Raw genomic sequence first — 14027 nt, 5'->3', positions numbered from 1 at the left:
ATCAACTATAAACACCTAACCAATAAAACGACTATTCACATTATTACTTGCTTTGATGATGACATCGGCAAGTTTTGCACAGGAAAAAAACATTGAAACAGAATCAGTTACACTTGATAATCTGATTACATTTATTGTAGAACATTATAGTGTTCAAACCGACTCGACCGAAACAAAGAACATCACATTCCTTATTGAGACTTACGCTGATGATTTTAATACAGAAGATAAGGTAATTCTAAAACAAGCTTTTAAATTGTTGACTAAGCGAGTTACTGAGGACGATCTCATTAGTATTGTTACGTATTCAAGTTTTAGTGGCATTGCACTTACTCAAGTTGAAGCTACTGACATAAAAAAACTACTATATGTTATTGAACATCCAAAGTCTAGCGTGAAAACTTTTGAAGAAGATGGCATTGAGCTCGCTTATGAGTTTGCGAAAGAAAACTTTATTGAAGATTCTGAAAATTCAGTAGTAATGATTCGTATTCCTAATAGAAAAGATGAAGTTGCAAAAACGGATTCTAAGGATTCAAATAAAACAACCAAAAAGAAAAGTAATGCTGTGGTCTTAACAGCTATTGCCTTATTACCAGAACTTATAGCTGTTATTAAAGATTAAAATAAACTAAAAAACCCAATGCCATCGCATTGAGTTTTCAATTGTATATCTAAAAGAAATTAGTTTTGTGCAGAAAGGTTTTTCATTTCTTCCTCAACCATTTCATAGAACTGATCGATTTTTGGCATCACAACGATTCTTGTACGTCTGTTTTTTGCTCTGTTTTCGGCAGTATCATTTTCAACTAAAGGTACGTGGTAACTACGACCAGCAGCAACCAATTGTTGTGGGTTCACTTCTAAATCCTCTAATACTCTTACCACAGAAGTAGCACGTTTTACACTCAGGTCCCAGTTATCCATTAAAGGTGGCTTGCTATAAGGTACGTTGTCAGTGTGTGCTTCAACCATAGCCTCAAAATTAGGTTTGCTGTTTACTACTTTGGCAACTTTTCCTAAAATTTCCTTAGCACGGTTGGTTACTGTATAGCTTCCACTTTGAAATAATAATTTATCTGCGATAGAAATAAACACAACACCCTTTTCAACATTAACTTCAATATCTGGATCGTTGATGCCTACTTCTTTCTTAAGACTTGTTACAATAGCAAGTGTCACGCTGTCCTTACGCGATAATGCATCTTGTAGACGTGTAATTTTAAGGTTACTCTCTCTTAGACTTTCTAATGACTTTTCAAGGTTTTCTGCACCTTTACTGGTAAGCTCAGTTAAATCTTGTGAGCTTTTTATCAAGGCTTCATTGCTCTTTCTCATGTCAGCCAACTGATCTTTCATCGTTTCGACTCTAGCATTAGCTGCAGCAGCATCAGATAGACATTTATTTAATTTAACAGTCGCAGAATTCAATAAATCTTGAGTTTCTTGATGTTTTGCTTCAAGCGCCGCGTACTCTTTCTTCGACACACAAGATGCTAACAACACCATTGAGCAAACACTTAATAACATTAATTTCTTCATAATTTGAATTATAGTTTTAGTTGTTAATTATAACATATCAAAATTATAGAAAAGAGTAGTTGTCTAAACAATGATTAACAAAAATTTTAACAGTTTTATAAACAATTAAAATTTTCGCTTTTTTTTGACAAAATAGGACCAAACAATAGAGTTGGTATTATAGTAGTTGGGTCGTTTTGGAAGTTGTTTGCGTTGCGCAAGGATTCGTCCCAATCCTTTGTAAAATGACGCATGAGCTCTCATTATAGCCCAAAAATACTTCGGTTTAAATTGGAATAAAAACCGAAATGCGGCAATACCATCGAGCTTTAATCTAACGACAGATCTGGTAAAAAGATTAGAATCTGTGTTTTTTACCAATGTAAATAGACTGTTTCTAAAGTTTAAGTAGGTTTTTCTGGGATTGGTATTGCTCAATGTGGCACCACCAACATGATAAACGGTTGAGGTTCCTACATACCTTGCTTTGTGGTTGGTGTTAAAAGCTCTCCAACATAAATCAATTTCTTCCATGTGGGCAAAATAGGATTGGTCAAATCCGTTTAGTTCCTTAAACACGGAATTTTTAATAAAAAGGCACGCTCCAGATGCCCAAAAGATGTCTATAGTATCATTGTATTGGCCGTTATCTTTTTCAATGGTATCAAAAATGCGACCTCTGCAAAAGGGATATCCGTATTTATCTATAAAGCCTCCAGCTGCACCAGCATATTCAAAATAGTCTTTGTTTTTATAGTCTAGGATTTTTGGCTGAATAATTGCAGTTTGAGTGTTCGCGTTAAACTCATCAACAATGGGCTTTAACCAATTTTCAGTGACTTGAATATCGCTGTTTAAAAGGCAGAGTAGAGGTTCTTCAATATATCTCAGGGAATCGTTATAACCTTTGGCATAACCACCGTTTTCTGCATTCTGAATGGTGGTCACTGTTGGGAAATGTTCAGAAACAAAAGAAACGGAACCATCCGTTGAAGCATTATCGGCTACATAGATTTTAGCATCATGAGAATAATTGACAACCGAAGGTAGAAACTGCTTGAGTAATGCTTTACCATTCCAGTTTAAAATTACTACTGCGATGTCTTTTGTTGTGTACATTTATACTGTGGTGTAATCTGGAATATCTTTTAAAAACACATAACGTTCTGCTTGCATATCCATTTCACAATAATAGTGATTAATTCCGTTGGTTACCATGAGATAAGTTGCATCTAGCTGTAAATTATAACGTGCTATTTGGTCAAAAGTGCTTTGGTCTATGGTTATATTGTATGATTTACATTCAACCATAAGGTGAATACTTCCATCAGGATTAAACACCACAATATCGTACCGTTTTTTCAATCCGTTGATGGTTAATTCCTTTTCAACGTTGATTAAAGATTTAGGAAATTTCTTCTCATTGATTAGAAAATGGACACAGTGCTGTCTTACCCATTCTTCGGGTTGAAGGATGATGAATTTTTTCCGAATGACATCAAAAATAGAAACTTTATTTTCTGTACTTTTGAGTCGGTATTCAAACTTAGGAAAGTTGAGGTCTTGCAATGCTTAAGTTGTAATATTTCAATCAAATTTAAGGACATAAAGGCAATATTCAATAGACAAACTCCAAATTCCAATAGTGTATGCTCATTTTTAGGAATTTAGAGTTTTTAATTTTGGAATTTTAGAAAACTTTGGACGAAGTAAAACAACTAGTTGGCGCGATTAAAAAAGGGGACATCAAGCCCATTTATTTTCTCATGGGAGAGGAAGCCTATTATATAGACAAGATTTCGGATTTTATTGAAGATAATGTGCTAGATGAAGCTGAAAAAGGTTTTAACCAAATGGTGCTTTATGGCCGTGATGTTTCTATTGATGATATTGTAAGTAACGCCAAGCGTTATCCAATGATGGCGGAAAAACAGGTGGTTATTGTCAAGGAGGCTCAAGACTTAAGTAGAACCATTGAACAATTGGCAAAATATGCCGAAAATCCCCAGCCAACCACGGTTTTAGTTATTAACTACAAGTACAAAAAAATAGATAAACGTAAAGCGTTATATAAGGCATTAAATAAACATGGAAGTGTTGTTTTTGAAAGTAAGAAACTATACGACAATCAAGTACCAGATTGGATAAGGCGTGTTCTTAAAGGCCAAGGTTACGATATTTCTCCAAAGGCTGCCCAAATGCTTGTTGAGTTTCTGGGAACTGATTTAAGTAAAGTGAATAATGAGCTCGATAAGTTAAAAATCGTTCTCCCAAAAGGCACTCAAATTACTCCAGAGCATATTGAAGAAAACATTGGGATAAGTAAAGATTTCAACAATTTTGAACTTCGAAAAGCGGTTGGAGAGCGTAATGTGGTAAAAGCACACCAAATAGCAAAATATTTTGCAGATAATCCTAAGGATAATCCTATGGTGGTTACAGTTTCATTATTGTTTAGTTTCTTTTCTCAGTTATTGCACCTTCATGGCATGCACGATAAGTCACCGCGAAGCGTAGCTTCAGCCTTAAGAGTCAATCCATATTTTGTAAATGAATATTTAACAGCTGCTCGTAATTATCCGATGAAAAAGGTGAGTGCTGTTATTTCGTTGCTTCGTGAGTTTGATGTAAAAGGTAAAGGTGTAGGTGCCAATGCGGTACCTCAAGGTGATTTGCTTAAAGAGTTATTGGTTAGGATTTTGGGTTGATGCTTGACGAATCGTAACCCTGTTTAGTTTGAAAGGTCAAAGCCTATTCAACAATCAATCGTTTTGTTACGCTATTACCACTAGAAGTTTCTTCGATTTTAATTAAATAGACACCAGAGTTCAAATCAGAAATGTCAATTTGTTTCTTGTTGGAAGTTTTTACCAATTGCCCAGTTATAGAATAAATCCTTGTTTCAAGATTATTTTGACTTAAAGTAATTAGCCTCTTAGCAGGATTTGGATAAAAAGAAATAGATTCAGTTTCTATATCAGAAGTACTTAAAGTTGAAGTATTAAAACTGTACAAACCAGCATTTAGTGAAGAATTTTCCTCAGCTGAAACATAGTACTCATCCGCATTCAGTTGAATGATACCTTCAATCTGTGGCGAATAATTTGCTGGCACGCTTACGGAAGTTTTCGTAACGGTCCCATTAGAAAACAATCCAGAATGAAAACCCTCTAGTTCAATTAAAAATGCTCCGTTTGCATCATAACCAATCAACATTACAGCATTACTAAGAATATTAAATGTTGCACCGGAAATTAGACCTTCTGCGGCTATTGTGTCCACCATAGAAACACTATGCGTGCCTGGTGTTTTGGGCAACTCATAGATATTTGTGTTGCCATCCATCCAATTTTTTGAAAACACGTACAGTGAATTGTTATAATGAATTAAGCCTTCAGCATCAAAGTTTGTTGCTAAAGGGCTAGGTGTAAAATCAGTTTGGTTACTGTAGCTGAAATTAATCTCGTCTGCTGTTACTGACGTACTAGCAAAATAATCTACAATCGCTATACGATAGACTTTTAAATTTGTTCGGTTACCTTGGTAGTTTCCAAAATCACCAATGTAAATATATGTGTCATCATGTGTGAGATCTTCCCAGTCTGTGTTTGTGGCATTTGTTATAGTTACGGTTCTAGTCACCATACCAGTTGAGGTGTCCACATCAAACAGTTGGTTGGTTGTTGCAGAATCGTTGTGGGTTATAAGCGTGTTGTTTAAATACAGTAATCCTGAAGTTTCACTAACTGAGGCACTTAAAGCGGTTTCTAGAGTGAATTGCTGTGCGCTCACACATAAAATGGAACAAAATAGAATGATATTAAAACATGCTTGCTTTACCATAGAACATTTTGAATAATGTCTAAATGTAGCAATTCTAAAGATTTGGGCATTAAAAACTACATAAGCCACAAGAATTTGGGGTAAAGTGTAAAAGTTAATGGACTTTAAAAATCTAAAACCCTATGATAGTGCAATAACTCATCATCACTGTTGGGCAAGTTTCCTAAACCTATTAAACTAAAGCCTAAACGTTCCAACAGTTTTCGTGAAGCAGCGTTCTCTTCTAGGGTATAACCGCTTAGTTCGGTTAAGCCATAATTTTGTTGCGCCACATGCATTAATTTATTGGCAGCCTCATAGGCGTAGCCTTTACCTTCATATTGAGGTAGAAAAGCAAAACCTATATCTGGATCTTCCCTGTCTTCTCTATGGTTTATGCCACAAGTGCCAAGTTTTACGTTATCATCTTTTCTTAAAATAACATTGTTGCTATAACTATGTTTATTAAACTGTACAAGTGCTTTTTCTATAATGTGGTTTTCTGCCTCTTTAATGGTTCTTGCTTTTCTGTCGTCAATAAACTGAATCCATTTTGGTGTATTCATTAACTCTAAAATAAAGGGAGCATCTTCTGTTGTTACTGGTCTAATATGGAGTCTTTGTGTATGAAATGAATTTTCTGAAGTCATTAAACATCGAGAAGTTTTTATTCGGTTGGCTGGGAATATGTTATTTTTACATAACAATTTAGCATTCAATATACAGAATTATTACATGAAAATATTATCAAAAGAGCAAATTTACGAAGGTGATAAACTCACTACCGAACGCCAAAACATCTCATCTACAGACTTAATGGAACGTGCAGGAACCCAAATATTTAATTGGATTCATATGCGAATGCAAGGCGCACAAGTGCCTATTCATGTGTTTTGTGGTATTGGTAATAATGGAGGTGATGGTTTGGTTTTGGCTCGTCATTTAATTACACATGGTTATAATGTGGTGACTTATATTGTTAATTGTAGCGATAAACGGTCTAAAGATTTTCTCATCAATTATGACCGTATAAAGGATGTCACCAAGGAATGGCCAATTATGTTGAGTTGTGGCGCAGATTTTTCGGAAATTGTTATCAAAGAAAGAGATATAATCGTTGATGCTGTTTTTGGTATTGGGTTGAATAGACCACCTAACGAATGGGTTCAGAAGTTATTTCAATGGTGGAGATCTTCTAAGGCGTATACATTAGCAATAGATATTCCTTCAGGATTATATACAGACAAAGCTGTTGAGGATGAAAATGCCGTAGTTCACGCTGGTTATACCTTAAGTTTTCAATCTCCAAAATTGGTATTCTTTTTACCAGAGACAGCTAAATATACAGTACAATGGGAAGTTTTGGATATTGGCATTGATAGAGATTATCTCATGCAAACTGAAACGGAAGCAGAGCTTATCGCAAAGTTAGAAGTTTTACCGCTTTATAAACCTAGGGATAAATTTTCGCACAAAGGTGATTTTGGTCATGTTATGATTCTCGGTGGAAGCTATGGAAAAATTGGAGCTGTAAATTTGGCCTGTAAAGCTGCACTCAGCTCTGGTGCAGGATTGGTAACGGCTTATGTACCAGAATGTGGTTACCAGAGTTTGCAGACATCGTTGCCAGAAGTTATGGTGATTACAGATGAAAAACCCAATTTTATTAGTAATATTAATTTCAATATTGATCCAACAGTGGTCGGAGTAGGTGTTGGACTCGGAACAGAGGATGAAACAATAAGTGCTTTAGAAATTTTTTTGAAAACAAATAAAGCCCCTTTGGTTATTGATGCTGATGGATTGAATATTCTTTCAAAGAAAAAAGCGCTATTGAAATTATTACCTGAGCAATCCATTTTAACACCACATCCTAAAGAGCTGGAACGTTTGATAGGGAAGTGGTCAGACGATTTTGAAAAACTTAAAAAGGTAAAAGCATTCTCTAAAAAATACAAGGTTATTGTACTGATTAAAGGTGCTCATAGTATCACCGTATTTGGTGATAAACTGTATGTAAATACTACAGGGAATCCAGGCATGGCAACTGGAGGAAGTGGAGATGTGCTAACCGGAATAATTTCTGGTTTGGTTGCTCAAGGTTATGAGCAGTTGGCTGCAACTATTTTTGGTGTTTATCTTCATGGGAAGTCAGCAGATATTGCTTTGGAGGATCATGGCTACCAAAGTTTAATTGCAAGTCACATTACAGATTATATGGGTAAAGCTTATATCGATTTATTTAAACAACCCGAAGAACCACAGGAAGAGGCACAAGAAGAACAGCAACAAAAAGCGAAAAAACAAAGAGGGAGACCTAAAAAACGATAGATACACTTGCTTATAGAACATAAAAAAAAGCCTTCATTTAGAAGGCTTTTTTTACTTATTCCACTAATTATATTTTTAATTCATTAAACATCTTCACCAATTTAGGATTGGATGGTCTTGGTGCATCCGCACTAACAATATTACCATCAGGATCAATTAAGATAAACCTTGGGATGCCTTCAATGGCATAGTCTTTTACAAATTGTGAGTTCCAGTCGTTATCAGCCATTAATTGCACACCTCCAAGTTCTTTTTCCTTCACCATTTCTACCCAAGTATTATGAGCGGAGGCTTTATCAATAGAAGTACTAACAAATGCAATGTTTTTACCATGAAATTGTTTTTCTACTTCTTTTAGTGAAGGTATTTCCCTAATACAAGGTCCACACCAAGTTGCCCAAACATCTACATAGACATACTTTCCTTTTAGGTCTTCTAAAGATGTTGTACCGCCCTTATGATTTTCGTACTCTACAAATTCTGGAGAAGGCATTCCTTTTGCCAGCTTCTTTACTTTGTCATACTTAGCTGTTAATCCTTCTTTGAATTTTTCATCAGAAGACATGGCCATTAAGCCATTGTAATAGGCTTCATTATGCTCGTTATTTGGCGAAATATCATAACGTAATCTATTGGAAAGATCAGCCTTTAGAGCTGAAAACGTGTTGTTATTGATATCTTCAAAAACTTCAGATGGATTTTTGCTGTCACTTATTTTAGAAGCGTAATGACCTTGTACCAGTCTTTTGTAACTGTCAAGCTTGGCATAATCTTCTTCGTTATTATAATCAACGGATTGCAATAACTTCATAAAATCCTCAGATGGTTTAAATTCTTCTTTTTTTGCATAGTAAGCATGGTAAGATTTATAGCTTTGAAGGTCTGCAAAATGTTCATAATCAATATTTTTATTTTCTAAAGCTTTGAGGTCATCACTTATGTTTTCTGCACTTTTAAGCAATTCAAGCTTAGTGCTTTTTACTTCATCCATAGTAGCAAGAAATTCTGCTTCTTCCATAGCAAACACCTTTGCAAAATCTAAGTTAGATTTTTCATCAGCTAAAACTTTTTTGGCTAAATAGTTATTATTTTCAGATCCTATACCAGTAAACTTTATGCTTTCATCAAACTCTTTTGTATCTACAGTAATATGAATATCGTCACCTTGTTCTAAGTATAGATAAGCTATTTCCCTTCCGTGATCGAAAGTGTAAGTGCCATTTTCAATTTTTAGAGTATCAGCAAAGGTTCCATCGTCATTTAGAGCTATTTCTTTTACTTTTTCTCTGCCGTTTAGAATAGTAACAACCTTATTAGCAGGATTTTCAATCTTACCTGAAAGTAATGCATAATCGATTTTTGGTTCTTCTTTGCATGCAAAGAGGGAAACTGCAATACAAATGACAAATAATCTTTTCATAATTAATGTTTTGTGAGTATCAAAAATATAAATTATAAGGAGATATTCAAGAGAATATGATTTATTAACAAATTGTTGTGAAACCAAAAAATATTCTCAATTTTGAAGGATATAACTTAGAATCTATGGATAACTATCATATCATTTCTTCTGAAACAATTGATATTGTTACGATATACAATATTTTTAAAGAAAACAAAAAATTAAAACTCTCTCAGAAGTCAATTGATAAAATAACAGCTTGTAAAGCTTATTTAAATGAAAAGCTAGCCAATAATAAAAAGCCAATTTATGGAATAAATACAGGCTTTGGCTCGCTTTATAATGTAAAGATTTCTAATGAAGACTTAACTAAATTACAAGAGAATTTGGTGATGTCTCACGCATGCGGCACTGGTGATCGTGTTCCAGAATCCATTGTTAAAGTGATGCTGCTTTTAAAGATTCAATCATTAAGTTATGGACATAGTGGTGTGCAGTTAAAAACCATTGAGCGGCTTATAGACTTTTTTAATAATGATATATTTCCTTTTGTATTTACACAAGGGTCATTGGGAGCATCAGGTGATTTGGCGCCCTTAGCACATTTAGCTTTACCGCTTTTAGGAAAGGGAAGTGTTGTGCATAAAGGTGAAAATTTTGAAGCTTCAGAACTTTTAACAAGATTTGGTTGGGAGCCCATTAAACTTGAAGCTAAAGAAGGTTTGGCGCTTTTAAATGGCACACAGTTTATGAGTGCTTATGGTGTTTATTTGTTATTGATGTCTCACAAAACATCATATATGGCAGATATCATAGCCTCTATTTCTTTAGATGCTTTTGATGGGAGATTAGATCCTTTTCACGATTTGGTCCATGATGTAAGACCACATCCAGGTCAGAGAAAAGTTGCAAGGAGATTTAGTGAACTTTTGGAAGGAAGTGAACTCATCAATAGAGAAAAAGAACATGTGCAAGATCCATACTCGTTCCGATGCATTCCTCAGGTACATGGAGCTACAAAGGATACTCTGGACTTTGTAGAGAAAGTGATTTTAACAGAAATCAATGCTGTTACGGATAACCCAAATATCTTTCCTGATGAGGATATGATAATTTCTGGTGGTAATTTTCATGGGCAGCCCTTAGCTTTGGCTTTAGACTATTTAAAAATTGCCATGGCTGAAATCGGTAATATTTCTGAACGCCGAATATTTCAATTAGTTTCAGGGTTACGAGGTTTGCCAGCGTTTCTCGTAGATAATCCTGGATTGAATTCTGGTTTCATGATACCACAATATACAGCAGCTAGTATTGTTAGTGCTAATAAACAATTGGCTTCACCTGCTAGTGTGGACAGTATCGTTTCTAGTAATGGACAAGAAGACCATGTAAGTATGGGAGCCAATGCTGCAACTCAAGCCCACACCTTAATTAAAAATGTAGAGCGCATCATTGCTATTGAGTTGATGAATGCTTCACAGGCCTTAGAATTTAGAAGACCATTAAAAACGTCTCCTTTACTTGAGTCTTTCTTGGAACACTATAGAAAAGAGGTTCCATTTATAAAAGAAGACCAGGTGTTACATAATGATATTGAAGCTTCAATACGGTTTATTAAAGAGGTTGATATAGAAGTAGAGGAGTTGTTTTTAAATAATTATGGTGTGGAAAAACATTGATGTTCACACTCTAGCTATTCTTTTCTATAAGTTCATTGGCCCAGCTAAAAGCGTCTTCTAATTCGGTAAATATTTCAAAAGGTTTGGTAAAAAACATTTGCTCAATTTGAGCATTAACTTTGGCTTTATAATTACTGGAGACCACGGCAAACCCTATTAGATTGTCAATTTTTGCAGTTTCATAGTAGATTTTTGGATCTACAGAATACGAATTGACTCTATGTGTTATGTAAACGAAAGGTTTGTCCGCATAGTAAGCGTCAGTTACCTCCACCAAAATGTTGTTATAATCTGGTGTAATATTTACTCCTTCTTTCATAACAACAACGACATAATGATCATAAATCGTCATATCACAAAAGTCGAAGGTTAGGGATTCTTTCATGATTTAAATAATTCAACGGTTCCCTTAATATATAAAAAAACTCCTCAATATTTGAGGAGTTTTTAGTGTTTATTTTCTAAGTGTTTAGGACTCAGTAGTCTTGCTTGAAGATTTAATTTTAATCTTCAATTTATCATTTTTAGAATCCAAATCCATGGTAATGGTATCACCTTCATGGATTTTAGAATTGATAATCTCCTCAGCAAGAGCATCTTCTACATATTTTTGTATAGCTCTGTTTAGTGGTCTTGCACCATATTGCTTATCAAATCCTTTTTCAGCAATATAGTCTTTCGCTTTAGCTGTTAATTTAAGTTCATAACCTAAATCTTTAATTCTGCTTATAAGCTTCACTAATTCAATATCAATAATCTTATTGATATCTTCTTTTTCTAGAGCGTTAAATACAATGACATCATCAATTCTGTTTAAGAATTCTGGCGCAAAGGCTTTTTTAAGTGCGTTTTCAATGACTGCTTTGGCATAATCACTTTCTTGGGCTTCTTTAGCAGAAGTACCAAAGCCTACACCAGTTCCGAAGTCTTTTAATTTGCGCGCACCAATATTAGAAGTCATAATAATTATGGTGTTTCTAAAATCAATTTTACGACCAAGGCTATCTGTTAAGTATCCATCATCAAGAACCTGTAATAACATGTTGAAGACATCTGGATGTGCTTTTTCAATTTCATCTAAAAGTACTACAGCGTATGGCTTACGTCTAATTTTTTCAGTAAGCTGACCACCTTCTTCATAACCAACGTATCCTGGAGGTGCTCCAATTAAACGAGATATCGCAAACTTCTCCATGTATTCACTCATGTCAATGCGTACTAAGGCGTCATCGCTATCAAATAACTCGCGAGCCAATACTTTTGCCAATTGAGTTTTACCAACTCCTGTTTGGCCTAAGAATATAAACGAACCTATTGGTTTATTAGGGTCTTTTAATCCAGCTCTGTTTCTCTGAATTGCTTTAACAACTTTTGCAACAGCAGTATCCTGACCGATTACTTTTCCTTTAATAAGGTCTGGTAATTGAGACAATTTATTAATTTCAGTCTGTGCAATTTTGTTTACAGGAATACCTGTCATCATAGATACGACATCAGCTACATTATCTTCGGTAACCACTTCTCGGTGCTGTTTGGTTTCTTCTTCCCATTTTTCTTGGGCTGAAGCAAGCTCCTTTTCTAGTCGTTTTTCATCATCCCTTAGCTTTGCAGCTTCCTCATACTTCTGTTTCTTTACAACACTGTTTTTGGTTTCCTTAACCTCTTCTAGCTTCTTCTCTAACTCTAGAATCTGCTTAGGCACGTCAATATTTGTTATATGAACTCGAGAACCTGCTTCGTCTAAGGCATCAATGGCCTTGTCTGGAAGGAATCGCTCAGTCATATAGCGATTAGTTAATTTTACACAAGCTTCAATTGCGTCATCTGTATAATCAACATTATGGTGTTCCTCGTATTTACCTTTAATATTATTTAGGATTTCAATTGTCTCTTCAACAGTTGTTGGTTCAACAATGACTTTCTGAAAACGACGTTCTAAGGCACCATCTTTTTCAATATACTGTCTGTATTCATCTAAAGTTGTGGCTCCGATACATTGAATCTCTCCTCTAGCAAGAGCAGGTTTAAACATGTTAGAAGCATCTAAACTACCAGTTGCTCCACCAGCACCAACGATTGTATGAATTTCATCAATGAAGAGAATAATGTCATCATTCTTTTCTAGCTCATTCATTACCGCTTTCATTCGCTCTTCGAACTGACCTCTATATTTTGTTCCAGCAACTAGACTAGCCAAGTCCAAAGTTACTACACGCTTATTAAATAAAGTACGCGATACTTTTCGCTTTACAATTCTAAGTGCCAATCCTTCGGCTATAGCAGACTTACCAACACCAGGTTCTCCTATTAAGAGAGGGTTATTTTTCTTACGTCTGCTCAATATCTGAGATACACGCTGTATTTCTTTTTCTCGACCCACAACAGGATCTAGTTTGCCTTCTTCAGCAAGAACGGTTAAGTCTCTTCCAAAGTTATCTAAAACAGGTGTTTTAGACTTCTTATTTGTTTTGCTAGATTGGCTTCCACCAAACGGGTTTTGTTTTGCATCCTCTTCTTCTTCATTTGCATCATCATCTGAGAATGATTCTGACTTTGGCTCATCTAGGTAATCATCTTCGCTTGTAATCATAGATTTAAATTCTTCTTTAACGTTGTCATAGTCAACTTTAAGTTTGTTCAACAATTTAGTAGTTGGATCATTTTCATTTCTTAAAATACACAATAATAAATGTGCAGTATTTATAGAGGTACTCTGAAACAGTTTTGCTTCTAAAAAAGTTGTTTTTAAAGCACGCTCAGCTTGCCTTGTTAAGTGCAAGTTTTTCTTTTCGTTAGATGTTGTTGTTATATTAGGATTAGCAGGGCTTAAAATTTCAACTTTTCGTCTCAAATGATTAAGGTCTACATCCAATGAACTTAATATATCTATTGCCTTTCCGTTTCCGTCACGAAGTAATCCCAACATTAAATGTTCGGTACCAATAAAATCGTGACCTAAACGCAGAGCTTCCTCTTTGCTATAAGCTATAACATCTTTAACTCTTGGGGAAAAATTATCATCCATAGTAAATTCCTTTCTGCTTTAAAAATAGTAAAAACATATTATCTAAAGAACAAAAACCATACCTTAAATATTATGTGTAAACGAATAGACTAAAAAAGCATTTTAAATCAAAGCAAATATCAAGATACTTATTAACGAAAAAGATATTAAAAATTGTTAATAAAAACTCCTAAAAACAAGCCTTAAATTCTCTTTAAACACTACCAAATTGGTTATATTAGCACGTTTTGAAAACCTACAAAAAATC

12 protein-coding genes are annotated in these 14027 nt (G+C 34.7%); 4 read left to right on the top strand and 8 right to left on the bottom strand.

The features are described 5' to 3' along the window. Window positions 1-55: 55 nt before the first annotated feature. A complete protein-coding gene (locus SIB89_RS02605) occupies window positions 56-625 on the top strand; it encodes a hypothetical protein (RefSeq protein ID WP_412561044.1) in 570 nt (189 codons plus the stop codon). A gap of 59 nt (window positions 626-684) precedes the next feature. On the opposite strand, the gene SIB89_RS02600 is transcribed toward SIB89_RS02605, so the two are convergent. From SIB89_RS02600 to SIB89_RS02590, 3 genes are all read right to left on the bottom strand, one after another. Continuing rightward, window positions 685-1542 carry a flagellar motor protein MotB gene (locus SIB89_RS02600; protein WP_412561043.1) on the bottom strand — a complete coding sequence of 286 codons (858 nt, stop codon included), beginning with the start codon at window positions 1540-1542 and terminating at the stop codon, window positions 685-687. Window positions 1543-1647: 105 nt separating this feature from the next. After that, the gene (locus SIB89_RS02595) at window positions 1648-2640 is read right to left on the bottom strand and encodes a glycosyltransferase family 2 protein (protein WP_155087328.1); all 993 of its coding nucleotides are present in this window, start codon (window positions 2638-2640) and stop codon (window positions 1648-1650) included. Beyond that, complete coding sequence (locus SIB89_RS02590) at window positions 2641-3090, bottom strand: type I restriction enzyme HsdR N-terminal domain-containing protein (protein ID WP_412561042.1); 450 nt, start codon at window positions 3088-3090, stop codon at window positions 2641-2643. It lies immediately after the preceding gene. A gap of 131 nt (window positions 3091-3221) precedes the next feature. Here SIB89_RS02590 and holA point away from each other — a divergent pair, with 131 nt between their 5' ends. Then, complete coding sequence (holA, locus tag SIB89_RS02585; RefSeq protein WP_273292913.1) at window positions 3222-4229, top strand: DNA polymerase III subunit delta; 1008 nt, start codon at window positions 3222-3224, stop codon at window positions 4227-4229. A gap of 43 nt (window positions 4230-4272) precedes the next feature. On the opposite strand, the gene SIB89_RS02580 is transcribed toward holA, so the two are convergent. Together SIB89_RS02580 and SIB89_RS02575 are read right to left on the bottom strand one after the other, a co-directional pair. Next, the gene (locus SIB89_RS02580; protein ID WP_412561041.1) at window positions 4273-5433 is read right to left on the bottom strand and encodes a T9SS type A sorting domain-containing protein; all 1161 of its coding nucleotides are present in this window, start codon (window positions 5431-5433) and stop codon (window positions 4273-4275) included. 35 nt (window positions 5434-5468) lie between these two features. Further along, a complete protein-coding gene (locus tag SIB89_RS02575; protein WP_412561040.1) occupies window positions 5469-5993 on the bottom strand; it encodes a GNAT family N-acetyltransferase in 525 nt (174 codons plus the stop codon). A gap of 85 nt (window positions 5994-6078) precedes the next feature. Here SIB89_RS02575 and SIB89_RS02570 point away from each other — a divergent pair, with 85 nt between their 5' ends. Then, complete coding sequence (locus SIB89_RS02570; protein ID WP_412561039.1) at window positions 6079-7674, top strand: NAD(P)H-hydrate dehydratase; 1596 nt, start codon at window positions 6079-6081, stop codon at window positions 7672-7674. 67 nt (window positions 7675-7741) lie between these two features. On the opposite strand, the gene SIB89_RS02565 is transcribed toward SIB89_RS02570, so the two are convergent. After that, window positions 7742-9094 (bottom strand): TlpA family protein disulfide reductase, encoded by a 1353-nt coding sequence (locus tag SIB89_RS02565; RefSeq protein WP_412561038.1) that lies wholly within the window; start codon window positions 9092-9094, stop codon window positions 7742-7744. Window positions 9095-9219: 125 nt separating this feature from the next. Between SIB89_RS02565 and hutH the strand changes: the two genes are divergently transcribed. Further along, complete coding sequence (hutH, locus tag SIB89_RS02560) at window positions 9220-10755, top strand: histidine ammonia-lyase (RefSeq protein ID WP_412561875.1); 1536 nt, start codon at window positions 9220-9222, stop codon at window positions 10753-10755. 10 nt (window positions 10756-10765) lie between these two features. On the opposite strand, the gene SIB89_RS02555 is transcribed toward hutH, so the two are convergent. Both SIB89_RS02555 and SIB89_RS02550 read right to left on the bottom strand, forming a co-directional pair. After that, complete coding sequence (locus tag SIB89_RS02555) at window positions 10766-11140, bottom strand: hypothetical protein (protein ID WP_412561037.1); 375 nt, start codon at window positions 11138-11140, stop codon at window positions 10766-10768. An 84-nt stretch (window positions 11141-11224) separates the two neighbouring features. Continuing rightward, the gene (locus tag SIB89_RS02550; RefSeq protein ID WP_412561036.1) at window positions 11225-13780 is read right to left on the bottom strand and encodes an ATP-dependent Clp protease ATP-binding subunit; all 2556 of its coding nucleotides are present in this window, start codon (window positions 13778-13780) and stop codon (window positions 11225-11227) included. Between the last annotated feature and the right edge of the window lie 247 nt (window positions 13781-14027).

Source organism: Winogradskyella sp. MIT101101 (assembly GCF_047126865.1).
Lineage (GTDB): Bacteria > Bacteroidota > Bacteroidia > Flavobacteriales > Flavobacteriaceae > Winogradskyella > Winogradskyella ouciana.
The sequence above is the reverse complement of the archived record's forward strand: the minus strand, read 5'-3'. Positions and strand labels throughout refer to the sequence as shown.